The sequence below is a fragment of the Streptomyces sp. NPDC015532 genome (assembly GCF_043078065.1).
GTDB lineage: Bacteria > Actinomycetota > Actinomycetes > Streptomycetales > Streptomycetaceae > Streptomyces.
In genome coordinates this window covers 210,691-234,654 of sequence record NZ_JBIBSY010000010.1, presented here as the reverse complement: position 1 = coordinate 234,654, position 23,964 = coordinate 210,691, and the positions used below count along the sequence as shown (strand labels likewise).

Genomic DNA, 23,964 nt, shown 5'->3' with positions numbered 1-23,964 from the left:
AACCCTCAGCGGGGCACGCGTGGGTGCACGCTGGACGGACACGCGCGCGTGCCGCTCATTCCAGCGGTCCGGTGAGCTTGTGGGTCCCCTTGCCGACGCTTGCGGCCAGGCTGCACGCGACCTTGTCGATGCCGGTCTCGTAGCTCCCGGTGTCCGGGTACTGCACGAGTGTCTCGCGCACCGTACCGGCCGCTTGATACGACGCCTTTCGCTCCAAGGGAGCCTTGCACAGCGCGGAGGCGGCCTTCTTGAGAGCCGCCGCTGTGGTGTAGGTGCCGTTGAGCTCGGAGACCTTCACGACCTCGGCGTCGTGCGGCTGGGTGCACGTGCGTCTGGCGGCCTGTCCGGGCAGGGCGTCGTCCGTGTCGAAACAATCGCCCTTCCGGAGAAGGTAGTAGGGCACCTCGTCGTCCGCGAGCGACGGGAAGAGGGACCGCAGGTCGCTGGGCACCAGCCCGGTGGGCAGGTTCGAGGGAAGCGACGGCACGACGCTGGGCAGGCCCGAGGGAAGCGACGGAAATCCGGACGGGAGGCTCAGCGAGGGACTGGGAGACCGCTCGGTGCTCTCGGTGGGGGACTTCTTGCCTTTGCCGCCGCCACCCATGGCCGTGACGGCCACGGCCACGATGATGCCGACGCCGACGATCACCGCGATGACGAGGAGCAGGCTGTTGCGACGCCGCCCTCCGCGGTGACCGCCGGGCCCGAGTGGCGGTCCGGGCGGCGGAGGTGGCGGGGGTGGCGGCCATCCGCCGCCGCCCTGCCCGGGAGGCAGGCCCCCTCCTTGATCCGGCGAGCCGTAGCCCCCGGTTGGAGGGCCGTCACCCCCGGGAGGAGGGCCGAAGCCACCAGGCGGAGGGCCGTACCCCCCAGAGGGCGGAGGGCCATAGCCACCCGATGGCGGAGGACCGTAACCCCCGGACGACGGAGGACCGTAGCTCCCCGAACGCAGACCTAGGACATCACCCCCGAAAGGGTGCGTGTCTCCCTGCGAACGTGGAGGCTGAGGCGGTTCGGGCGGCATGGCCATACCGCCAAGAGTCGCCTCGAATCCGGTCATCGCGCGACCCCTGTGCGGAAGTTGATACGGACTCATGCCCTGGATCGCATGATTCCGGGACCATCCACGCGAGGATCGCACGCCGAGGCGTGCGGGCCGGACCCGCCTGAGGGCGGGTCCGGCCCATCGGGAGCGGTCCGGTCAGCCGCGCGTGCCCAGGAGGTGGTCCATCGCCAGCTGGTCCAGCTGCTCGAAGGCCATGCCGCGCGCGGCAGCGGCCTCGACGTCGAAGTCCTCGAAGGCGGCACGGTCGGCGAGCAGCCCCGCGAGACCGTCCTCGGCGGTGGGCTGCGCCAGCTCGTGCAGGCGCGAGGCGCGCAGTGCCGCCTGGACCTCGGGGTCGGCACGGAACGCGGCCGCGCGCTCGCGCAGGATCAGGTAGTTGCGCATGCAGCCCTCCGCCGACGCCCACACGCCGTCGAAGTCCTCGGTCCGCGGCGGCTTGAAGTCGAAGTGCTTCGGGCCCGCGTAGCCGGCGGTCTCCAGGAGGTCGACCAGCCAGAAGGCGGACCGCAGATCGCCCGCGCCGAACCGCAGGTCCTGGTCGTACTTGATGCCCGACTGGCCGTTGAGGTCGATGTGGAACAGCTTGCCCGCCCACAGCGCCTGCGCGATGCCGTGCGCGAAGTTCAGTCCGGCCATCTGCTCGTGGCCGACCTCGGGGTTGACGCCGTACAGCTCCGGACGCTCCAGGCGCTCGATGAACGCGAGGGCGTGGCCGACGGTGGGGAGCAGGATGTCGCCTCGGGGCTCGTTCGGCTTGGGCTCGATCGCGAACCTCAGGTCGTAACCCTGCGACGTCACGTACTCACCGAGGAGGTCGAAGGCCTCCTTCATGCGGTCGAGTGCGACGCGTACGTCCTTGGCGGCGCCGGACTCGGCACCCTCGCGGCCACCCCAGGCGACGTACGTCTCGGCCCCGAGCTCGACCGCCAGGTCGATGTTGCGGACGGTCTTGCGCAGCGCGTAGCGGCGCACGTCGCGGTCGTTCGCGGTGAACGCGCCGTCCTTGAAGACGGGGTGCGTGAACAGGTTGGTGGTGGCCATCGGCACCTTGAGGCCGGTGGCGTCCAGGGTCTGCCTGAACCGCTTGATGTGCGACTCGCGCTCGCTGTCCGAGGACCCGAAGGGGATCAGGTCGTCGTCGTGGAAGGTCACTCCGTAGGCGCCGAGCTCGGCCAGTCGCTGTACGGACTCGACCGGGTCCAGGGCACGCCGGGTGGCGTCGCCGAACGGGTCCCGTCCCTGCCAGCCGACGGTCCACAGTCCGAAGGTGAACCTGTCCTCGGGGGTGGGCTGGTAGTTCATGCCGCGGCTCCTTGCTAGCTCCGACTATTTCGTCATGGCAGTTTACAAATTAGTATGCGGACGCATCTCTGGGAAGAGACGAAGTAGGAAACCTGGTCACATCGGTCCGGGGACGAACCGCGGAATCCGGTCCGTGGCGGGTCCGCACACCCCCGTGACCAGCACAGATCCCATGACCAGCACAGATCCCGCGGAGCCGCGGAAGAGGGAGAGTCCGATGTCAGCAGCCGAGGGTCCGCTCGTCATCGGGGTGGATTCGTCCACCCAGTCCACCAAGGCCCTGGTCGTCGACGCGTCGACCGGACAGGTCGTGGCGAGCGGCCAGGCGCCGCATACCGTCTCCACCGGGGCGGGCCGCGAGAGCGACCCCCGCCAGTGGTGGGACGCGCTCTGCGAAGCGCTGCGCCAGTGCGGCGACGCCGCCCACGAAGCGGCGGCCGTGTCGATCGGCGGGCAGCAGCACGGGCTCGTGACGCTCGACGCCCACGGCGAGCCCGTACGCCCCGCCCTGCTGTGGAACGACGTGCGCTCGGCGCCCCAGGCCCGTCGGCTGGTCGAAGAGCTCGGCGGCCCGAAGTCCTGGACCGAGCGGACCGGCAGCGTGCCGGCCGCGTCCTTCACGGCCACGAAGTGGGCCTGGCTGGCCGAGCACGAGCCCGACGCCGTCCGCGCGACGGCAGCGGTGCGACTGCCCCACGACTACCTCACCGAACGGCTCACCGGACAAGGCACCACCGACCGCGGCGACGCCTCGGGCACCGGGTGGTGGGCCTCCGGGAGCGAGGCGTACGACGAGGAGGTCCTGGCCCACATCGGGCTCGACCCCGCCCTGCTCCCCCGCGTTGTCCGGCCGGGCGAGGTGGCCGGAACGGTGCACGCCAGGGGCGAACTGCCGTTCTCCAGGGGCACCCTGGTCGCGGCCGGAACCGGGGACAACGCGGCCGCCGCACTCGGCCTCGGGCTGCGCCCCGGCACCCCTGTGGTCAGCCTCGGCACTTCGGGGACCGTGTACGCCGTCTCGACGCACCGCCCGGCCGATCCGACCGGCACGGTGGCGGGGTTCGCGGACGCCCGCGGCGACTGGCTCCCGCTGGCCTGCACGCTGAACTGCACGCTGGCCGTCGACCGTTTCGCCGCGCTGCTCGGCCTCGACCGCGAGGCCGTCGAGCCGGGCTCCTCGGTGACGTTCCTGCCGTTCCTGGACGGCGAGCGCACACCGAACCTGCCGCACTCCTCGGGGCTGCTGCACGGACTGAGGCACGACACGACGGGCGGGCAGCTGCTCCAAGCCGCGTACGACGGCGCCGTGCACTCCCTGCTGGGCGCCCTCGACCTGGTGCTGGACGCGGACGCCGACCGTTCGGCACCGTTGATCCTGATCGGCGGCGGGGCGCGGGGCAAGGCCTGGCAGCAGACCGTACGACGGCTCTCGGGGCGGCCTGTGCAGATCCCCGAGGCCAGAGAACTGGTCGCGCTCGGCGCCGCCGCCCAGGCGGCCGGTCTGCTGACGGGCGAGGACCCGGCGGCGGTGGCCCGGCGCTGGGACACCGCCCGCGGGCCGGTGCTCGATGCCATGGACCGGGACGAGGAGACGCTGGCGCGGATCACCGGGGTACTCTCCGACGCGGCCCCGCTGCTCGAACGGGAGCCGAACAGGAACTGACCAGGACCAGGCGTGCCGCCCCGGCGTGAACGGCTCTCGCGAGTGGGGTCCCCTCCGGCGGGAGGGGTACCCGGCCTGGGGTGGCGACGGCGCCCCGCTCTGCGCGGGACCGCCCGGTGGGGACCCGCACCGAGACAGGCCGACGGGACGGCCGGACGAGGATTGACGGAAGCATGACCGCACCGCTGCACGAGGCCCATCCGACCGGTTCCGGCCGACGACTGCCCGACACCCAGCAGGGCATGCGCCGCCGCAACCTCTCGCGGGTCATGCACACCGTGAGCGACGAGGGACCGTTGTCGCGTGCCGCCGTCGCCTCCCACATCGGTCTGACCCGGGCGGCCATATCCACCCTGGTGGACGAGCTGATCCGCACGGGGCTCCTCGAAGAACTGGGACCCGAACGGCCGGGCAGAGTGGGGCGTCCGGGCTCGGCGCTCGCCGTCAGCGGGCACGGTCCGGCCGGGATCGGCGCCGAAGTGGGTGTCGACCATCTCGCGGTGTGCGCGGTCGATCTCCGGGGCGCCGTGCGGGCCCGTGCCGTACGGCACGGCACGAACCGCGGCCGGGCGGCCGTGCCGGTGGTCCAGGAACTGACGTCGCTGGTACGGCAGGTCGTCGCCGAGGCCGACCGGGAAGGGCTGTGGCCCGCCGGCCTCGCCGTCGCCGTCCCCGGGCTCGTGGCCCGTGACGCCCGGACCGTGGTCCAGGCGCCGAACCTCGGCTGGCACGACACGGACCTCGGTGAGCTGCTGCCCGCCGAGTGGCCCCTGACCGTCGACAACGAAGCGAACTTCGGCGGCCTCGCGGAGCTCTGGCTCGGCGACACGACCCCGCGTGACTTTCTGCACGTCTCCGCGGAGATCGGCATCGGTGCCGCGGTCCTCGTGGACGGCCGGCTCCTGCGCGGGACCCGTGGTTTCGCGGGCGAGTTGGGGCACGTTCCGGTGCGTCCGGAGGGACCGGAGTGCCCGTGCGGCGGACGCGGTTGCCTCGAACAGTACGCGGGCGAGGAGGCCGTTCTGCGTGCCGCCGGTCTCGAACCGGGCGAGGACCGGGTCGGGCTGCTGTCCCGGCGCGCCGCCGACGGCGATCCGGACGTGCGCCGTGCCCTGCACGACGCCGGCACCGCGCTCGGTATCGCTCTGACCGGGGCGGTCAACCTGCTGGACCCCGAGTCGGTGGTGCTGGGCGGGGCCCTCGCCGGACTGGCGCCCTGGCTGCTTCCCTCGCTGGAGGACGAGCTGGCGCGGCGTACGGCGGGTCCCGCCTGCCCGGTGTCCGTCTCCCGTCTGGGATCCGAGGGGCCGCTGCTCGGTGCGGCGCATTCGGTGGTGCGCGCGGTGCTCGACGACCCGGCGGCGGTGGCGGGGCGGTCATAGGCGGAACGCCGACCGGTCGCAGTCGAAACCCCGGCCGGCCGGCGACGCGGCCCCCACCAGTCCCAGGCGAACCCCGGCCGGCCGGCGTCGAAACCCTCACCAGTCCCAGGCTGAACCCCACCGGCCGTCGTCAGAGCCTCCACGCGTCACAGGCGGAACCCTCGCCGGCCGTCGTCAAAATCCCACCCGTCCCAGGCGGAACCCTCGCCGGCCGTCGTCGGAGACCCCAGCCATCACAGGCGGAACCCCGCCGGCCGTCGCCAGAACCCCCACCGGTCACGCGCGGCACGCCGACCGGTCGGCGATGGGACGCCGCAGCTGCGTTGCGCGGAACATCCGGATGGACACGAGACGCCGACCGAGTGCGTCCCCCTTGCGGGTGATCGTGTTGTCCACAATCCGCGGGCTGTCCACGGAGTCGCGCCCGGCCCTTCCTGCCCAACGGGCAAGCGCCGTACCGTAATTCACGCGAGGCGCAGCCGTCCTGCCGGGGGCTGTGTTCCGGTCGGATCGGGGGGTTCAGATGTCGGAGGAGGCGGTTCCGGGTCTGCGGCGTGAGGCGATCGGCCTGCGCGAGGTCCTGTTCCAGAGCATCACGGCGATGGCGCCTGCGGCTGCCGTCGCCGCGTCCATCCCGTCGGGAGCGGCGTTCGCGGGCGGCAGTCTGCCGCTGTCCGTGCTGATCGCCCTGGTGGCCTGTCTGTTCACCGCGTCGTGCGTGGCCGAACTCGCGCGGGAGATGCCCGCCGCGGGGTCGGTGGCCACCTACACCGCGCAGGGACTGCATCCGTCCGCGGGATTCCTCGTGGGCTGGGGTTATGTGTTCGTCGAGGCCCTGGTGCCGCCTCTGCTCCTTCTTCAGCTCGGGTTCACCACCGCGGGCACACTGCACCAGGAATGGTCCTCGTACCCGGGCGACCTCTGGTGGCCCTGGTCGCTCGCGGGCGCGGCGGTCATCGCGGTGGCGGGCTATTTGGGCGTACGTGCCTCGGCCCGCTTCGGCACCGTCCTCGGCGTCTTCGAGGTGCTGGTCTTCCTCGTCTTCGCGGTGTGGCTGATCGCCAAGGCAGGCGGTGACAACACGCTGTCGGTGTTCGGCACGTCCCACACCGCCAAGGGCTACGACGGGATCAGCGGGGTGTTCGCGGGATCGGTGTACACCGTGCTGGCCTTCGCCGGGTTCGAGGCGGCGGCCCCGCTCGCGGAGGAGACCAAGGACCCGCGCCGCACGATGCACCGGGCCGTCCTCGGCGCGGCGCTCGCCATCGGTCTCGTCTACGTCCTGACGACGTACGCCATGTCGGTGTACTTCGGTCCCGACCGGTTCGCGGGATTCGGGGCGTCCGGCGCCGCCTCGTGGGAAGGGGTGGCTCGCGCCTCGTTCGGGCTGTTCTGGGTGCTCGTGTTCCTCGCGGTGGTCAACTCGACGATCGCCAATGCCAACGCGTGTGCCACCGTCTCCACGCGAACGGCCTTCGCGTTGGCTCGGATCCGGGTCTTTCCCGCGCTCTTCGCGCGCGTGCACCCCCGACACCGCTCCCCCGCTGCCGGAGTGGCCGTACAGTCCGCCGTGAGCGTGGCGGCGATGCTGGGTCTCGGCCTCGCTTACGACCCCGTGACCGCGTTCCTGCTTCTCGCGACCGTGATCGTCACCGTGGTGATCGGCGTGTACATCGTGGTCAATCTCGCCTGTGCGGGCTACTTCCTGCGCCGCAGACGCGAGTTGCTCAAGCCGGTGCGGCACCTGGTGTTCCCGCTGCTCGGCATCATCGCCTTCGTTCCCGCCCTGCTGACGGCCGCGGGTCTGCCGGCCTTCGACTTCGTGACCGAGCTGACCCCGCCCGTGTCGTACGCCGGACCCGTCGTGGGTGTCTGGATGGCGGCCGGTGTCGTGATATTGATCTTCCTGCTGCGCCGCCACCCGGGGCGCATAGCCGAGACCGCCCGTGTCCACCTCGACGAGACTTCGACCCCCGCCCCTTCGCAGAGCGGAGCTGTGCAGTCATGAGCGATCCCCGGATCCTGACCGTGCGCCCCACGCCGGACGAGTTCGCCTGGACGTTCGGCGGGGCACCTCCCGTGGCACGCATCGCACCGGGCACGGTCCTCGATCTCTACACCGAGGACTGCTTCGCGGGACGGGTGCGCTCCGAGAAGGACCTGGTCTCCGAGGTGTGCGAGTTCCCGTTCCTCAATCCGCAGACAGGTCCCTTCCATGTCGAGGGAGCGGAGCCCGGCGACACGGTCGCGGTTCATTTCGTGTCGATCGAGCCGGCCCGTGACTGGGCCGCGTCGACGACGGTCCCGCTCTTCGGCGCCCTGACCTCCACACACACCACCGCGTCCCTTCAGCCACCGCTGCCGGAGACCGTGTGGATCTGGCAGCTCGACCGGGAGCGGCGGACCGCGCTGTTCAGCGCGCGGGACAGCGACATCCAGGTCGAACTTCCGATGGATCCGATGCACGGCACCGTGGGTGTGGCGCCTGCGAACCTGGAGGTCCGCTCCGCCTTGGTGCCCGACGCGCACGGCGGAAACATGGACACGCCGGAGATGCGGGCCGGAGTGACCTGCTATCTCGGGGTGAACGTCGAAGGCGCCCTGCTCAGCCTGGGCGACGGGCACGCGCGCCAGGGTGAGGGCGAGACCTGTGGAGTCGCGGTCGAATGCGCGATGAACACGGTGGTGATCGTCGAGCTTCTCAAGGGAGTCGCCACCGCCTGGCCGCGTATCGAGTCCGACACCCACATCATCTCGACCGGCTCGGCACGCCCGCTGGAGGACGCCTTCCGGATATCCCAGCTCGATCTCGTGCAGTGGCTGGTGCGTGACTACGGGTTCAGCGAACTGGACGCGTACCAGTTCGCGACGCAGACGGTCGAGTCTCCCCTCGCGAACGTCTGCGACACGAACTACACGTGCGTGGCCAAGCTCCGCAAGGAATGGCTGCCGGCGCGTGAGACACATCGCGGACTGCACGCCCGGCTGCGGGAGACAGCCGCGGCTCTCCGGCACTGATCGCGCGGCCGAGCGGTCCGGAACCTGAACCGGCACTCCGCCGCGTCCGGTGTCCACGCCGGCAAGGCCCGACTCCGGACCGTGGTTTCACGGCCCCGACCCCCCACCGACGAAAGGCCAACTCTCCATGGAACGAGCACGGTCGTTCCCGAGCCGACGGCGGCTGCTCAAGGGCGCGGCCCTCGCGGCCTTCCCCTACGCGTTGCTCCCCGATGTGAAGGCGGCCGCGCTGCCGGCGGCCGTCGACTATCCGGACGCCGACTGGAATCCGGCAACCAGCTCCAACTACACGGCGTCCGACCGCCCTTACAGCTACGAACTCGACTACGTGGTCATCCACGTCACCCAGGCCACGTATGCCACGACCCTGTCCATCTTCCAGAATCCGCAGAAGAAGGTGTCCGCGCACTATCTCGTGCGCTCGGCCGACGGCCATGTCACCCAGTGCGTGAGGGAGCGCGACGTCGCCTGGCACGCGGGCAACTGGGACTACAACACCAGAAGCATCGGTATCGAGCACGAGGGCTGGGTGGACCGGCCCGCCTACTTCACCAACGCGCTCTACGAGGAGTCGGCCAAGCTCACCGCCGCGATCTGCGACCAGTACGGGATTCCCAAGGACCGTGCCCACATCCTCGGTCACTACGAGGTGCCGGGCACCGATCACACCGATCCGGGACCGAACTGGGACTGGACGCGCTACATCAGACTCGTCAACTTCGCCTGACCGGGGACGGACCTCGCGGTGATCCGGGCGGACGAGCCGCGAGGCGCCGAGCGGAAGGGGAGCGTCACACGGGTTGTCCAGGCCCGCACCGGGAGTGACGATGGGACCCAGTCGCATCGCCTTCCGGGAGGCCGAGTTGACCGATCCTTGGGTGGCCCTGGAACCGGGCGCCGATCCCGCCGAGCGGGTTCGGCTGATGCGCCGTGCGTACGAGTCGTTCACCGAGGCCGGCACCGTGCCGCGGCCGGTGCGTACCGTGGTCGCCGAGTCGTGGCGGCGTTCGGCGCGGGCGGGCGTCGTGCCGGAGGGCACCGCGAGGGTGGAACTCACGGACGGGGAACTCGGTTCCTACCGGGCGGAGCATCCGCTCGCGCGGGTGATGCCGCTGTTCCGGGAGCTCATGGGAACGTTCGCGGCGGACGGGGAGCATCTGCTGGCGGTGTGCGACGCGCAGGGCAGGCTCCTGTGGGTCGAGGGGCACCCCGGAACGCGACGGCAGGCCGGACGGATGAACTTCGTGCCGGGCGCGCGATGGTCGGAGTCGGCGGTCGGGACGAACGCGCCGGGCACGGCGGTCGCCGTCGACCGGCCGGTGCAGGTGTTCGCCGCCGAGCACTTCATCCGGCGGGTGCAGCCCTGGACCTGTGCGGCAGCGCCCGTCCACGATCCACGCACCGGGCGGGTGCTCGGCGCGGTGGACATCACCGGCGGAGACGGGCTCGCGCATCCGCACAGCCTCGGCTTCGTACAGGCGGTGGCGCGCGCCGCCGAGGCTCATCTGGCGCTGCTCGCACCGCCGCAGACCCTGGCCGACTCCCTCGAACTGACCGCGCTGGGACGCGACGAGGCTCAACTGGTGTCGGACGGGCGGAAGATCAGGCTCAGCCGTAGGCACAGCGAGATCCTGGTGCTGCTGGCCCGGCACCCGGAAGGCATGACGGGCGACGAGTTGCAGTGCGCGCTCTATGAGGACGAGTCGGTGACTCCGGTGACTCTGCGGGCCGAGCTGGCGCGGCTGCGCAGAATTCTGGGGCCCGGGCTGCTGGGCTCACGTCCCTACCGTCTCACCCGGCCGGTCGAGTCCGATGTGGCGGTGCTGGAACGGCGGCTCGGCAGTGGCGCGGTGACGGCGGCCGCGGCGGTGTACGCCGGGCCGCTGCTTCCGGGTTCGACGGCACCGGCGGTGACCCGGTTGCGGCGACGGCTCGCCGACGGGCTGCGCACGGCGATCATCGCCCGGCGGGATCCCGACCTGTTGGCCGACTGGGCGCGTGCGCCCTGGGGCGAGGACGATCTCGACGTCTGGCGGGCGCTGTCCGCGCTGCGCCCGGCGGCGGCCGTGCACGCGCGGGTGGCGGAGCTGGAGTCCGAGCAGTCCGCACCGGCCGGATGGGCGTACTCCCCGCGCGACAGCCGGATGCGACCGCAGCCACGCTGACGAATGGGGACGGGCCCCTTGCCGGGCGGAGGGGCATGTCCGGGGCAGCGTCCGAGACCGGGGCAGAGTCCGAGTCCGAGACCGGGCCCAGGTCAGACATGGGGAGCGGCCGGGCCCAAGTCCGAGGCCGGGCTCAAGATCGGGTCCGGTCAAGGCCCAGGCCTGGTTCCACCAGAGTCCAGATCCAGAGCCGGACTCAAGCCGGGTTCGGTCGCAGAACCTGATCGTGATCCTGCTCCTGGGCCTGGCCTTCGGCCTCCTCCTGGTTCTGGTCCTGGGCCTGGTTCTGGGCACTGGGCTTGGGCACTGGTCCTGGGCCTGGTTCTGGGCACTGGGCTTGGGCACTGGTCCTGGGCCTGGGCCGCGCAACGTCCTTGCAACGTCCGGGTTCCTAGCCTCGTGGCGAGAGCTGCCCAACGGCGGGCAGCGCTTCTCCGGGAGGCAACCAGCATGACCCGTTACGCGGCGCCCGGCACCGAGGGCGCGATCGTCGCCTACCAGGCGCGGTACGACCACTTCATCGGCGGGGAGTACGTGGCACCGGCTCGCGGGCAGTACTTCGAGAACCCGAGCCCGTTGAACGGGCAGCCGTTCACCGAGGTCGCGCGAGGCACGGCCGAGGACGTGGAACGCGCGCTGGACGCGGCCCACGCGGCGGCGCCGGCGTGGGGGCGCACCTCCGTGACCGCGCGCGCCGACATCCTGCTCAAGATCGCCGACCGGATGGAGGCGAACCTGGAGAAGCTGGCGGTCGCCGAGACCTGGGAGAACGGCAAGCCGGTCCGCGAGACGCTGGCGGCGGACATCCCGCTCGCGATCGACCACTTCCGCTATTTCGCGGGGGCGATCCGTGCTCAGGAGGGCGCGCTCAGCGAGGTCGACGACGACACCGTCGCGTATCACTTCCACGAGCCGCTGGGCGTGGTCGCGCAGATCATTCCGTGGAACTTCCCCATCCTGATGGCGGTGTGGAAGCTGGCCCCGGCTCTGGCGGCGGGCAACGCGGTCGTCATCAAGCCGGCCGAGCAGACACCGGCGTCCATCCACTACTGGATGAGCCTGATCGCGGACCTGATCCCGCCGGGTGTCGTGAACATCGTCAACGGCTTCGGCGTGGAGGCGGGCAAGCCGCTGGCGTCCAGCCCGCGGGTGGCGAAGGTCGCGTTCACGGGTGAGACCACCACGGGCCGGCTGATCATGCAGTACGCCTCGGAGAACATCAAGCCGGTCACGCTGGAGCTGGGCGGCAAGTCACCGAACATCTTCTTCGACGACGTGTGGGCGCACAACGACGACTTCCGCGACAAGGCGCTCGAAGGCTTCACGATGTTCGCGCTCAACCAGGGCGAGGTGTGCACCTGCCCCTCGCGCGCCCTCGTCCAGCGGGGCAACTACGGCGAGTTCATGGAGGCGGCGGTCGCCCGCACGGAGCTCATCAAGCCCGGCCACCCGCTCGACACCGACACGATGATCGGCGCCCAGGCGTCCAACGACCAGTTGGAGAAGATCCTCTCCTACCTGGACGTCGGCCGGCAGGAGGGCGCCAAGGTGCTCACCGGCGGTGAGCGCATCGAGCACGACGGTGAGCTGAAGGGCGGCTACTACGTCCAGCCGACGATCTTCGAGGGCGACAACCGGATGCGGATCTTCCAGGAGGAGATCTTCGGCCCGGTCGTCTCGGTTACGTCGTTCGACGACTTCGACGACGCCATCAAGATCGCGAACGACACGTTGTACGGGCTCGGCGCCGGCGTGTGGACGCGGGACATCAACACCGCCTACCGGGCGGGCCGTTCCATCCAGGCCGGGCGCGTCTGGACGAACTGCTACCACGCGTATCCGGCACATGCCGCTTTCGGTGGATACAAGCAGTCCGGCATCGGACGCGAGAACCACAAGATGATGCTGGAGCACTACCAGCAGACGAAGAACCTCCTGGTGTCGTACTCGCCGAAGAAGCTGGGTTTCTTCTAGACACCTGCGAAGGGCGCCTGACCCGGCTTTCGCCCGTCAGGCGCCCTTCGCCCATCCCGCGCTCGACCAAGCCCGGCTCGCACGCTGACTCCCCGTTCCTCGCACGGCCGCACCCCTCCTGACCAGTGCTGACGAACGAGTCACGGACCAAACCCCGGGTTCGCCCTCGGTTCTCCGGAATCGGCGCCGTGCGGCCGGTCTCCGTTCGCATGCTGCGAGAACGGTACGGCGGGGAGAAGGAGTTGCCCCACCGCGGAATCGGTCGCGTGGACCCGGGAGGCCAACCCCCTTGCCGCTCCTGACGGAATGCAGGTAATACGCTTAACCGGATCGGCTGCTGTCCGCAGTTGACTGGTGTACAGGTAATGCGTGGTATCGGGGGGACAGTCATGGGGGACCTGGGCAAGGACTCTGAGTCGATAGCGAAGGCGGCACCACGACTGCGCAAGGCGCCTCAGCACATCGCCAAGCCGCTGCAGGCCTTCAAGGCCGCCTCGCACGACCTCTCGGCAATGGGCGCGCTGGGCTCCCTGACGAGTGCGACCGACGACGTGCGTGAGGGCATGGAGATGCTCGCCGAGGTCGCGGCGGACCTCGTGGACGAGTGGCACGGGGAGGCGAAGCTGATGACCGATCTCTCCGAGGCGTTCGACATCCTCGACGCCCTGCTCGAAGCCGCGGCGCGCGGAAAGAATCAGGGCTGAGCACCATGGTCGACCTCAACCCCTTGCACTACCTCAACACGTTCAACCACATGGCCGGCGACAACATGGCCAGCATGATGGAGTTCCTGGGGATCTCCGACCCGGCGGTGGACCCGGACGGCGTACGGGAGATCGCCAAGAAGTGGCGCACCCTGGCCGAGGCTGTCGATGCCTCCGTCACGGACGCGGAAGCCGCCCTGCGGATCGTGACCTGGGAGGGCAAAGCCGCCACCGCCTTCAGCAAGCGGGCGAAGAAGACCCGTACGCAGGCCACGAAGACGGCCGACTCGCTGCGCGACGGCGCCGACGCTCTGGACACGTACGCCGACGAGGCACACGAGCTGCTCACCGAACTCAACGTCATCATCGTCGAGATCATCGAGGTGGAGATGGCGAGTCTGGCCCTCTCCGTCCTCACGGGCGGCGCCTCCGCCGTGGTCGGCACTCTCGCCGCGGGCGCGCGCTTCGCGAAGGCCATGGCCCTGATCGGCCGGATCGAGCACGCCGGCACGGCGATGGCCCGCGTCATCCGAGCGGTCCTGGAAGTCATCCGCGGCCTACGTCGGACCTTGAAGGCCCTCAAGGAGATCAAGACGGTCGCGCGGGTCGGCAAAATGGCGGGTGAAGGCAGCAAGTTCGCCGCGCTGGACACCCTGCTGAAGGATCCCTCCACCTTCAAGGACCCCGGCAAGCTGGCTGAGACCCTGGCGCTGGGCGCGGCCTTCGGGGTCGGTCTGGGCAGCCTGTCCACGTTGCTGGGCAAGGGACTCGGCAAACTCAAGCCCAGGGATCTGTCCAGACTGCGCAGCGCCTTGAAGCTCAACTGCGCCTCCTTCGAACGGCTTTCGTTGCGGCCGGGCTTCGACAAGCTGCCCGCCTCGGTGCGCAACGCGCTCAAGAAGTTCGTCCGAGACCCCATCGACGTGGCCACCGGCGACGTGGCGCTGACGCGGACGGATGTCCGGCTGCCCGGTGTGCTGCCGCTTCTCCTGGAGCGCACACACGTCTCCTCGTACCGCTTCGGTGGCTGGTTCGGTCCTTCCTGGGCCTCCTCCCTGGACCAGCGGGTCCAGGCCGACGAGGACGGCTTCGTCTACGCGGCCGCCGACGGGGCCCGGCTCTGCTTCCCGGTGCCCGACCCGGAGACCGGCGAGCCCGTCCACCCGGAGACCCCGGGCTCGCGCCTCACCCTGGCCTGGGCCGATGGCTTCGACGGCGCGATATGTGTAACGGATCCCGACAGCGGCCTCGTCCAGGTCTTCCACAGCCCTGTCCCGGCCGCTGCCGGCGAGGCCGTCGATCTGCCGCTGCAATACCTCCAGGACCGTCACGGCAATCGCATCACCATCGAGTACGAAGAGGGCGACATCCCCACGGCGGTAACCCACTCGGGCGGCTACCGCATCGCTCTGGACCGCGACGACGACCTCTCACGCATTACCGGTCTGCGCCTGCAAGACCCCACAGAACCCTCCTCCCCCGGCACCACCCTGCTCACCTTCGGATACGACGAGACCGGCCGTCTCACGGAGGAGGTCAACTCCTCTGGTCTGCCGATGCGTTACACCTACGACGCCGCGGGCCGCCTCACCTCCTGGACCGACCGCAACGACACCACGTACTGGTACGCCTACGACGAGTCGGGCCGGGTCGTGGCCACCGGCGGCACGGGCGATGCCCTGGCCTCCGCCCTCAGCTACGAGGACGCGACGCGCACCACCCGGGTGACGGACTCGCTCGGTCACGTCCGCGTCTACGAGCACAACGAGTCCTTCCGTCTGATCAGAGAGACGGACCCGCTCGGCCATGTCACCGGCCAGGAGTGGGACGAGAACCTGCGCCTGACCGCGCTCGTCGATCCGCTCGGGCACATCACTCGCTATCAGTACGACGAGCGGGGACGAGTGGTGTCGGTGACCCGCCCCGACGGCCTGGGCACGACAGCCACGTACAACGAACTCGGACTGCCGACGACGGTCACGGGCGAGGACGGCACCCAGTGGCACAGGGAGTACGACGAGCGCGGCAACCTCACCCGTGTCACGGCTCCCGACGGAGTCGCGACCCGCTACGAGTACAACGCATCCGGTCATCTGACCAAGGTCACGGACGCCCTGGAGCACACGACCCGCGTTTACTGCGGCCCGGCAGGCCTCCCCGACCGGGTCACCGATCCGCTGGGTGCGTCGACGTGCTTCGAGCGCGACGCGTTCGGACGCCCCGTCCAGCTCACCGACCCGCTCGGCTTCGTGACGCGCATGGAGTGGTCCGTCGAAGGCAACCCGATGCGCCGTATCGCTCCCGACGGCAGCACCGAGGCGTGGACCTATGACAGCGAGGGCAACTGCATCGCCCACGCCGACGCGCTGGGCGCGGTCACCCACTACGAGTACACGCAATTCGACCTGCTCGCCGCACGCACAGGCCCCGACGGCAGGCGCCACACCTTCACCTACGACACTGAACTGCGCCTCACCCAGGTCGCCAACGCCCAGGGTCTGACGTGGAAGTACACCTACGACCCGGCCGGGCGCCCGTTCTCGGAGACCGACTTCGACGATCGCACGATCGGCTACCGGCACGACGCGGCAGGACGACTCGTCTCCCGCACCAACTCCCTCGGCCTGACGACCCACTTCACCCTCGACGAACTCGGGCAGATCGTGCGCCAGACGGCAGGGGCCGTCAGCAACAGCTACACCTACGATCCGTCCGGGCAGGTCACGCGGGCCACCGCACCCGAGGTCCAGGTCGACTTCCGCTACGACGCTCAGGGACGACTCCTCGCGGAGACGGTCAACGGCCGGACCATCTCGTATCGCTATGACCTGCTCGGCCGCCGCATCAGCCGCACCACCCCCAGCGGTGCCACCAGCGGCTACGACTACGACGCCGCGGGCAACCGCACCGCGCTGCACTCCGGCGGGCGGACGATCGACTTCGAGTACGACCTGGCGGGGCAGGAGGCGCTCCGGCGCATCGGCGACGTCATCGGCGTGGCCCATGCCTTCGACGCCCTCGGCCGGCTCACCGTCCAGTCGGTCACGGGCACCGACGGGCGCTCGATACGCCGCCGCGCGTACGACTACCGTGCGGACGGCAACCTCATCGGCCTCGATGACGACGTCGAAGGCGCGTGCCGCTTCGACCTCGACCCGGCCGGGCGCGTCACCCGGGTCCGGGCGGGGAACTGGTCCGAGCACTACCTCTACGACGCGGCAGGCAACCAGACCGACGCCTCATGGCCCGACTCGCACCCAGGATCGGAGGCCACCGGCACGCGCTCGTACGAGGGCACTCGCATCACCCGCGCCGGAGGCGTCCGCTACGAGCACGACGCCCTGGGCCGCATCGTGCTCAGGCAGAAGACCCGGCTGTCGCGCAAGCCCGACACCTGGCGCTACAGCTGGGACGCGGAGGACCGGCTCGCCGCGGTCAGCACGCCCGACGGCACCCTGTGGCGCTACCTCTATGATCCGCTGGGCCGCCGCATCGCCAAGCAGCGCATGGCCACGGACGGCGTCTCGGTGGCGGAACAGGTCGACTTCACCTGGGACGGCACGACGCTCTGCGAGCAGAGCACCACCGGCAACGGCCCGGCGGGCCCGGTCACGCTGACCTGGGACCACCAAGATCTGCACCCCGTCGCGCAGACCGAGCGCATCGGGGCGAGCGACGCCACGGACGACGCCTGCCAGGATGAGATCGACGCCCGGTTCTTCGCGATCATCACGGATCTCGCCGGTTCCCCGACGGAACTCCTCGACGAGGAAGGCGGTGTCGCGTGGCGCGCCCGCTCCACACTGTGGGGCGCTACCGCATGGGCGGAGAACAGTACCGCCTACACACCCTTGAGGTTCCCCGGGCAGTATCACGACTCCGAAACCGCCCTGAACTACAACTACTTCCGCTATTACGACGCCGAGACCGCCCGCTATCTCAGCCCGGACCCTCTGGGCCTTGTCCCGTCACCGAATCCCAACACGTACGTGGACAACCCTCACCGGTGGACGGACCCCCTGGGGCTCGCGCCCGAGGAATGCCGCGAACTGGGACTGCGCGACGACGCGCTGAATGCCATCACCAAGCTTGAGAACATCAAGAAGGACCCGATCGGGTCCATCAACTCCCAGCCGAATCACAACCATTACAGCGCCGCTCGCCGCGAGGCCAGAGGCGAGGTCGTGGCCCGAAAGCCGGACGGCACCCCCTTCGACCACATCAGCGACCTGAAACAGGCCAGGAACGGCCTGGAGGGCATCCGCAGGATCCTGACCAAGGAACTGCAGAAGCCACCGGAGACCATCACCCCGCGCGGCAGGGAAGTGCTGAGCCGGAAGCGGAAGGACGCCATCGTCGAGCTCGAACGGCTGAACCGCTTCCTGAAGTCCATCGGCCACGGGTGAGGGCGGCTGCGGATGACGCCGATCCGTACCCTGAGCAATGCGGACGCAGAGACGCGCTCCAGAAGTGAAGCTTTCGCGCCGACGGCCGCGGAGCACGAGAGGACCCGACAATGCCCGAAGACTTCGACCGCGGTCGCTCTCTCGAGGAGCTGGAAGGCCTGCGCTGGCCGGCTCCTCCCGCGGACACGACCCCCATGGTCCGGAACGTGTACGAGCTGCGGCGTCGACCGGTCGCGAGCCTGAAGCCGCACGAGCTGGCCCGGCTGATCGGACAGGACGTGGGGCTGCCCTGGCTCCTGCCCCCGGCCGTGGAAATCCTGCGGGACACCGCGTCGAAGCAAGCCGAGGGCGGTTGGTTCGAGGATGACCTGCTCTACGCCGTCATCACCAGGAAGCCGGAGGTCTGGGCCACCGCCCCGGAGCTGGCTCACGAACTCAAGGAAGCCGTCGCCGTCCTGACCGACGTCTCACGCTACCTCCGCCAGGACATCGACGCGTTCCTCTCGGCCCTGCCCGGGGACGACGCCTGACAGCGAGTGGACTTCCTGTGAAGCTTCCCCCGCGTCTCGGCTACGGCAATCAGGCGCCCTCGCCGTTGAACCCGGCGGGCTCGGCCCCGACCTTCGTGGTGGACTCATCGTTCACGCCGCCGACCTACCCACGTGTGGTTGACGTATCACCTGCCTGCCCCTACCGCACAAGGTGACAGGTCAATCCCTCGGCCCAAGGCGCCGGTCATGAGGGCCTGCCCGAGCGGCCTGAGGACGACCGGATACAGTGCGCGAGACGGCAGCCCGGTCAGGGAGGGACAGCGTGACCGACACCAGCAACACCCGACCCCCCGACAGCGAAGCGCGAGCGCCGCGGCCGAGCGGACTGCACCGCCTGATGCGCTACATCCCCCTGATCGCCCCCGTCCTGCTGTGGGCCGTGCCCTGCTGGGTGCTCCTGTACACCGGCCAGCACTGGCCGCTGCCCGTCTCCCTGGTCGGCACCGCTCTGTTCGTCCTCGGCCTCGTCGCGATGCCCCTCGCGATGGTGCGCGGCCACGGCAAGCGCCAGCAGGACCGGGCGGCGATCGTCGGTGACACCCTGCTGGGCGCCAGCTGGGTTCTGTTCACCTGGTCCGTTCTGCTCGGCGTCCTCCTGCGGCTCGCCCTGACCCTGGCCGGCGTCGGCGAGAGCCAGGACCGGGCCCGCATCGTCACGTGGGCCGTCCTCGGTGTGACCGCCGTACTACTCGCCTGGGGGTACTCCGAAGCCCGCCGCGTGCCACGCGTGCGCCGGCTCGACGTACAACTCCCGCGGCTGGGCGCAGGGTTGGACGGCCTCCGCGTCGTCCTGATCACCGACACCCACTACGGCCCGCTCGATCGCGCCCGCTGGTCGACACGGGTGTGCGAGACGGTGAACACCCTGGAAGCCGACGTGGTCTGCCACGCCGGCGACATCGCGGACGGCACGGCCGAACGCCGACGCGCCCAGGCCGCTCCGCTCGGTACCGTCCGGGCCACCCGGGCCCGGGTCTACGTCACCGGCAACCACGAGTACTACAGCGAGGCCCAGGGCTGGGTCGACCTGATGGACGAGCTGGGCTGGGAGCCGCTGCGCAACCGCCATGTACTGCTCGAACGCGGAGGCGACACCCTCGTCGTCGCCGGCGTGGACGACGTCACCGCCGAGTCCTCCGGCCTGGCGGGCCACGGCGCCCACCTGGCCGGAGCCTTGAACGGCGCCGACCCCGACCTGCCCGTCCTGCTCCTGGCGCACCAGCCCAAGTTCGTCGACCGAGCGGCAGCGGACGGCATCGACCTCCAGCTCTCCGGCCACACCCACGGCGGCCAGATCTGGCCCTTCCACCACCTGGTCCGCATCGACCAGCCCGCCGTCGCCGGCCTCAGCCGCCACGGCACCCGCACCCTGCTCTACACCAGCCGCGGCACCGGCTTCTGGGGCCCGCCGTTCCGCGTCTTCGCGCCCAGCGAGATCACCCTGCTCGTGCTCCGCTCGCCGCACCTGCCCGCCTCGCCGTAGTCCTGGGCCGGCCGGCACATCCGCCGACTTGGGGGGGGCAGGCGGGGAGCGTGCCTCACCTGAACGAAGGGGTCAACGGCTCCTTAAGTGTTCGGCGTTTCCCGGATCACGGCGAAGAGCGCCCGGTCCGTGGGAAGGCCGCCGGCGTCGAAGGCGCGATGCCGGCCGAGGTGTTCGACCCGCCCGCCTTCGCAGTTCTTCAGCAGATACTCCGTCAGCCAGACATCAGGCGTCGGCACCATGCGCGGCAGTCCGAACGACTCGGGCATCTCGTCCTCGCCGCTGTCGAAGAACATCACCTTGCCGGTCCGGGCCCAGAGCCCGCGCAGCAGGTCGGTGGCGGTGCCGAAACCCAGCTCCCGCACCAGGTGATGCCACAGGGACAGCAGGAGGGTGCAGTCGGTCGCCGGCAGCAGGGCGAGCGTGTCGGGGCGGAACTCGAGGCTCATCACCGCGACGTTGTCCAACTGGTTCCGCCGCACCGCCATCGTCGCCGTCCGGACACACTTCGGGTCCGACTCCAGGGCGACGGAGGGCACCCCGCGCTGGGCAAGCATGATCGGGAAGTAGCCGACGTTCGCGCCCACGTCCAGCGCGCTCTCCACTCCGACCCGCTCGACGACCGGTTCCATCGCCGCCCATCGCGACCCGGTACCGACGGATCGTTTGGCCCTGCGCACACGGATGCCCGGGACCGGCTGGTAGATGCCATCGGGCAGCGCGTCGAGTTTGAGGCGGAGCAGATCGATCCCGTCGTCGAGTTTGCGACGAGCGTCTTCCATCAAACGAGTCGTGGGGAATCGCTGATGAAGGCGCACCATGCGCGTGGAAGTCTGAGTTCCGGTCAACTGGTCCACGGGTACCTCTATCGACTGGCGATATTAGGTCGCTCGCATTGCCACACCGAAGCAATAATACCTTTCGCCCTGATGTTCCACCACGTGGCCCCGAAGAGCCGGACGGCCTGGGCACGCCCCGGGATGCGGCCTGGTGAGCGGCAGAGCACCCTTGACGGGTGAAGGTTCAGAACGCCTACCGTTCGCGACGCGTGAGGAACTGGCGCCATGCGTTTTTCGGGCCCTCGAACCTCGTCGAGCCGGGATTTTCTCGACGTGACGACTCCGGCGCCCCGGGATAATTGGCAGCGCCTGGTCGACAACAGCGACAAGGCACTGATCACCCAGACCCCGGGCTGGCTGGACTGCATTTGCGCGACGGATTCATATGACGACGCCAGCCGCTTTTACGAATTCGGCAATTCGGGCGGGATCGTCGTACCGCTGGCCCGCCGACGCGGCTGGCCCGCCCGTCTGATCGCCCAGGACGCCTGGCCCTCCGAGTGGGGCATCGGAGCTCCTGTCACCGCGGAGGCGCCGGACCCACGGCACGCGCGTGCCGTCTTCGAGGATCTGGCCCGGCTTCCCTCGAATCGCGTGTCCGTGCGGTTCGGGCCTGACACGGACCCCGTGTGGCTGTCGTCGGTTCCGTCCGGCTTCACCCCCTTGCCCCACACGTCGTACATCCTGGACCTCGGCGGTGGCTTCGATGATGTCTGGGGCCACTTCAAAGGATCGGTCAGAACCGCCGTACGCAAGGGTGAGAAGGCGGGGGTCGACGTGGAGGTCGACCGCACCGGACGCCTGGTGCCGGACTTCTACGCGCTCTACCAGCACTCGATCGCCCGCTGGGCGCGGCAGGCGCACGAGCCGCTGGCGCTCGCTCAGTGGCGCAGGAACCGGATCGATCCGCTGCACAAGTTCCAGACCGTCGCCGAGACGTTCGGGGAGTCCTGCGCCGTCTGGCTGGCCTCGTACCAAGGTCAGCCGGTGGCGGCCATCTTGGTGCTCCGCCACGGGCCTCACGCCAAGTACTGGCGCAGTGGCATGGTCAAAGAACTGGCTCATCCGATTCGCGCCACCACACTGCTGCACAAGCTCGCCATCGAGGACGCCTGCGCGGCCGGTTGCCGCTTCTACCACTTCGGCGACTCCGCTCCCGAATCCTCCGTCAGCGTCTTCAAGGAACGGCTCGGCGCCCGCGGCTACCCGTCGTTCGGCTATCGCAGGGAAGTGCTTCCGCTGACGGCGGGCGATCAGCTGCTGCGGAGCGCCGTGAAGCGTCTCATCGGTTTCAAGGACGAGTGACACCCGGTCCCACCGAGATGCCCGGCCCGGGTGCCCCGCCTAGCATCGGTGGTGGGCACGTGGGTCCTCGGTCCGCGAGCGTCGTCCTCGCGGGGCCCCTGCGCCGGGCGGGAGAGGCCCGTGAACGCACCTGCTGAGCTCCTGATCGACACGCCGGCCGGTCTCGCGCACATCACCACACCGGCTCCACGTGACGTCTGGTGGGAGCTGGCGGGCAAGGACCCGGACACCAACCCCAGTCAGACCCCGCTCTGGCTGGACTGCCTGTGTGCCACAGGGCCGTACCGGGACGCGAGCCGCCTCTACGAGTTCGAGCGAGGCGTACGGCTCGTACTCCCCCTGGTCGCCAGAAGGCACCGCCCGCGGATCCTGGGCGTGGAGGAGTCCTGGCCCGCCCAATGGGGCATCGGTGGGCCGGTGTGCCCGGACAGCGTGAGTCCGGCGGAGGCGGGCGCGGTCTTCGCCGACCTCGCGCGGCTGCGCGCGCTCCGGGTCGGTGTGCGGCTGCGGCCGGCGGACCAGAGCGTATGGGCGAACTCCGCGACCGGCTTCGACGTCGAGCCCCACATGACACAGATGGTGAACCTCGACGGCGGCTTCGGCACCGTCTGGGAGCAGCGCTTCGGACGTCGTATGCGACGGGAGATCCGCCGGGCCGAGCGCTCGGACGTCGACGTCGAGGTGGACCGGAGCGGCCGGCTCGTTCCCGCCTTCTACCACCTGTACCGGAAGTCGATCGTGCGCTGGGCCGAACAGCAGCACGAGCCACTGGCGTTGGCGCGCTGGCGCAGAACGCGGGAGTTCCCCGTCCGGCGGCTGGAAGAGGTGGCCGCCCGGCTCGGTGACGGGTGCGCGATCTGGATGGCCTGGCGCGCCGGTGAGCCCGCCGGGGCGTGCATCGTCCTGCGCCACGGCGGTCACGCCAAGATGTGGCGCAGCGCCATGGACCGGGAACTGGCTCATCCGGTCCGCGCCGTCCCCCTGCTCTACCGGCTGGCGATCGAGGACGCGTGCGAGTCGTCCTGCCGGACGTTCGACATGGGCGAGTCCGCCCCGGGGTCCTCCCTCGCCGAGTTCAAGGCGGGGTTCGGCGCGGAGGGCTTCCCCTCCCCCCGTCTTCTGCGGGAACGGCTTCCCGTCTCCGCGGCCGATCGCCGGCTGCGGACGGCCGTCAAGCGCCTGATCCGCTTCCAGGACCCCTGAGGCCGCCTCCTTCCCGTGGTCACCCCACGTCGACGGGTTCGACGTCGTCGCTGTGATGCAGGGATTTCAGGCCGTACGCGTCCAGCATCATGCGCAGCAGTCCGAACTGGTTGTTCGGCTGGGCATGGTTCCCCGGCCGGACATGTTCACCCGCCAGGACGGTGGGGACGTGGTTCGGTCCATTGCCGTCGTCCTCGTCCCAGGTGACGACCAACAGGCTGTTGTGGGTCATCGCCCAGTCGGCGTAGCCGCCGAGGTTGTCGCGCAGCCAGGTGTCCGCCTGCCGCACACCGCCGTCGTGCATGTCGTGTTCGAGGTCCGGGACGACGAACGCGATGGTCGGCAGATCCGTGAAGTCACGAGGGAAGTCGGTCCACGGGCGGTTGACGGACGCGGGAAGGTTGTCGAAGTTCACCCACGGGTTGTGCCGGCGCACGTAGGCACCGTCGGCGCAGCCGGTGAACCCGACGCGCGGCATGCTCTGCGCGTAGCCCACGAAGGTCAGGCCGGACTGGCGGAGTTGCGAGCCGAGATTGCGCGACGTGAGCCGGTGCGGGCAGGAGTCGTCGTCGACCCCCAGGAAGGAGCCCGCGAAGAGCGCCAGGTAGTTGGGCTGGCTGGGGCGGGTGAGGGCGTAGAACTGGGTGAGCGAGGCACCTCGCCGGGCCAGTTGGTTGAGGTACGGGGCCTCGGCGTTTCCGATGACGGCGTCGTACGACTGATTCCCCTCGATCACCACGACGATGTGGTCCGGCCGGGGAAGCCCGGTCCGGGCCGGTGAGTCGTCACAGCCCGCTGTCGTCAGGAGCGTCGCCATCACGGCCGCCCCCGCGAGGAGCCCTCTCGCCAGAAGGCGTCCGTGTCCCCGTCGTACGCCTCTCACGTGTGGCTTCACCGCTCTCT

The 23,964-nt window shown here is 70.0% G+C and carries 17 protein-coding genes; 13 read left to right on the top strand and 4 right to left on the bottom strand.

The genetic code is table 11. The features are described from left to right. Window positions 1–55: 55 nt before the first annotated feature. Window positions 56–649: a hypothetical protein gene (locus tag ACF07B_RS27730; protein WP_392180925.1), complete on the bottom strand. Its 594-nt coding sequence runs from the start codon at window positions 647–649 to the stop codon at window positions 56–58. Window positions 650–1,201: 552 nt separating this feature from the next. After that, window positions 1,202–2,368, bottom strand: a complete 1,167-nt coding sequence (gene xylA / locus ACF07B_RS27725) for a xylose isomerase (protein WP_369479756.1) — start codon at window positions 2,366–2,368, stop codon at window positions 1,202–1,204. Between the two features lie 217 nt (window positions 2,369–2,585). Between xylA and xylB the strand changes: the two genes are divergently transcribed. The 11 genes from xylB (at window position 2,586) to ACF07B_RS27670 (ending at window position 19,714) form a co-directional block, all read left to right on the top strand. Beyond that, window positions 2,586–4,031: a xylulokinase gene (xylB, locus tag ACF07B_RS27720; RefSeq protein ID WP_392180924.1), complete on the top strand. Its 1,446-nt coding sequence runs from the start codon at window positions 2,586–2,588 to the stop codon at window positions 4,029–4,031. A gap of 173 nt (window positions 4,032–4,204) precedes the next feature. Beyond that, complete coding sequence (locus ACF07B_RS27715) at window positions 4,205–5,413, top strand: ROK family protein (protein ID WP_392180923.1); 1,209 nt, start codon at window positions 4,205–4,207, stop codon at window positions 5,411–5,413. A 523-nt stretch (window positions 5,414–5,936) separates the two neighbouring features. Next, complete coding sequence (locus ACF07B_RS27710; RefSeq protein WP_392180922.1) at window positions 5,937–7,421, top strand: APC family permease; 1,485 nt, start codon at window positions 5,937–5,939, stop codon at window positions 7,419–7,421. Continuing rightward, a complete protein-coding gene (locus ACF07B_RS27705; protein WP_392180921.1) occupies window positions 7,418–8,431 on the top strand; it encodes an acetamidase/formamidase family protein in 1,014 nt (337 codons plus the stop codon). The genes ACF07B_RS27710 and ACF07B_RS27705 overlap by 4 nt, the downstream gene beginning before the upstream one ends. Window positions 8,432–8,558: 127 nt before the next feature. Beyond that, entirely contained in the window at window positions 8,559–9,158 is a 600-nt protein-coding gene (locus ACF07B_RS27700) for an N-acetylmuramoyl-L-alanine amidase (protein WP_392180920.1), read from the top strand. Window positions 9,159–9,258: 100 nt separating this feature from the next. After that, entirely contained in the window at window positions 9,259–10,596 is a 1,338-nt protein-coding gene (locus ACF07B_RS27695) for a GAF domain-containing protein (RefSeq protein WP_392180919.1), read from the top strand. A 450-nt stretch (window positions 10,597–11,046) separates the two neighbouring features. Further along, complete coding sequence (locus tag ACF07B_RS27690) at window positions 11,047–12,570, top strand: aldehyde dehydrogenase family protein (protein WP_392180918.1); 1,524 nt, start codon at window positions 11,047–11,049, stop codon at window positions 12,568–12,570. Between the two features lie 389 nt (window positions 12,571–12,959). Then, complete coding sequence (locus ACF07B_RS27685; protein WP_392180917.1) at window positions 12,960–13,274, top strand: hypothetical protein; 315 nt, start codon at window positions 12,960–12,962, stop codon at window positions 13,272–13,274. Between the two features lie 5 nt (window positions 13,275–13,279). Further along, on the top strand, window positions 13,280–17,680 hold the full coding sequence (locus ACF07B_RS27680; protein ID WP_392180916.1) for a polymorphic toxin type 28 domain-containing protein: 4,401 nt from the start codon (window positions 13,280–13,282) through the stop codon (window positions 17,678–17,680). 110 nt (window positions 17,681–17,790) lie between these two features. Next, complete coding sequence (locus ACF07B_RS27675; protein WP_392180915.1) at window positions 17,791–18,210, top strand: contact-dependent growth inhibition system immunity protein; 420 nt, start codon at window positions 17,791–17,793, stop codon at window positions 18,208–18,210. Between the two features lie 283 nt (window positions 18,211–18,493). Further along, window positions 18,494–19,714 (top strand): metallophosphoesterase, encoded by a 1,221-nt coding sequence (locus tag ACF07B_RS27670; protein ID WP_392180914.1) that lies wholly within the window; start codon window positions 18,494–18,496, stop codon window positions 19,712–19,714. An 83-nt stretch (window positions 19,715–19,797) separates the two neighbouring features. On the opposite strand, the gene ACF07B_RS27665 is transcribed toward ACF07B_RS27670, so the two are convergent. Next, window positions 19,798–20,496 carry a hypothetical protein gene (locus ACF07B_RS27665; protein ID WP_392180913.1) on the bottom strand — a complete coding sequence of 233 codons (699 nt, stop codon included), beginning with the start codon at window positions 20,494–20,496 and terminating at the stop codon, window positions 19,798–19,800. Window positions 20,497–20,826: 330 nt separating this feature from the next. Between ACF07B_RS27665 and ACF07B_RS27660 the strand changes: the two genes are divergently transcribed. Further along, entirely contained in the window at window positions 20,827–21,858 is a 1,032-nt protein-coding gene (locus ACF07B_RS27660; protein ID WP_392180912.1) for a GNAT family N-acetyltransferase, read from the top strand. Window positions 21,859–21,978: 120 nt separating this feature from the next. Next, complete coding sequence (locus tag ACF07B_RS27655; RefSeq protein ID WP_392180911.1) at window positions 21,979–23,061, top strand: GNAT family N-acetyltransferase; 1,083 nt, start codon at window positions 21,979–21,981, stop codon at window positions 23,059–23,061. Window positions 23,062–23,080: 19 nt separating this feature from the next. On the opposite strand, the gene ACF07B_RS27650 is transcribed toward ACF07B_RS27655, so the two are convergent. Further along, a complete protein-coding gene (locus ACF07B_RS27650) occupies window positions 23,081–23,878 on the bottom strand; it encodes an alkaline phosphatase family protein (RefSeq protein ID WP_392180910.1) in 798 nt (265 codons plus the stop codon). Window positions 23,879–23,964 lie beyond the last annotated feature (86 nt).

Coding starts and splice junctions, on each gene's coding strand:
- xylA (WP_369479756.1), bottom strand. CDS start 2,368: ATGAACTACCAGCCCACCCCCGAGGACAGGTTCACCTTCGGACTGTGG.
- xylB (WP_392180924.1), top strand. CDS start 2,586: ATGTCAGCAGCCGAGGGTCCGCTCGTCATCGGGGTGGATTCGTCCACC.
- ACF07B_RS27715 (WP_392180923.1), top strand. CDS start 4,205: ATGACCGCACCGCTGCACGAGGCCCATCCGACCGGTTCCGGCCGACGA.
- ACF07B_RS27710 (WP_392180922.1), top strand. CDS start 5,937: ATGTCGGAGGAGGCGGTTCCGGGTCTGCGGCGTGAGGCGATCGGCCTG.
- ACF07B_RS27705 (WP_392180921.1), top strand. CDS start 7,418: ATGAGCGATCCCCGGATCCTGACCGTGCGCCCCACGCCGGACGAGTTC.
- ACF07B_RS27700 (WP_392180920.1), top strand. CDS start 8,559: ATGGAACGAGCACGGTCGTTCCCGAGCCGACGGCGGCTGCTCAAGGGC.
- ACF07B_RS27695 (WP_392180919.1), top strand. CDS start 9,259: ATGGGACCCAGTCGCATCGCCTTCCGGGAGGCCGAGTTGACCGATCCT.
- ACF07B_RS27690 (WP_392180918.1), top strand. CDS start 11,047: ATGACCCGTTACGCGGCGCCCGGCACCGAGGGCGCGATCGTCGCCTAC.
- ACF07B_RS27685 (WP_392180917.1), top strand. CDS start 12,960: ATGGGGGACCTGGGCAAGGACTCTGAGTCGATAGCGAAGGCGGCACCA.
- ACF07B_RS27680 (WP_392180916.1), top strand. CDS start 13,280: ATGGTCGACCTCAACCCCTTGCACTACCTCAACACGTTCAACCACATG.
- ACF07B_RS27675 (WP_392180915.1), top strand. CDS start 17,791: ATGCCCGAAGACTTCGACCGCGGTCGCTCTCTCGAGGAGCTGGAAGGC.
- ACF07B_RS27665 (WP_392180913.1), bottom strand. CDS start 20,496: ATGGAAGACGCTCGTCGCAAACTCGACGACGGGATCGATCTGCTCCGC.
- ACF07B_RS27650 (WP_392180910.1), bottom strand. CDS start 23,878: ATGGCGACGCTCCTGACGACAGCGGGCTGTGACGACTCACCGGCCCGG.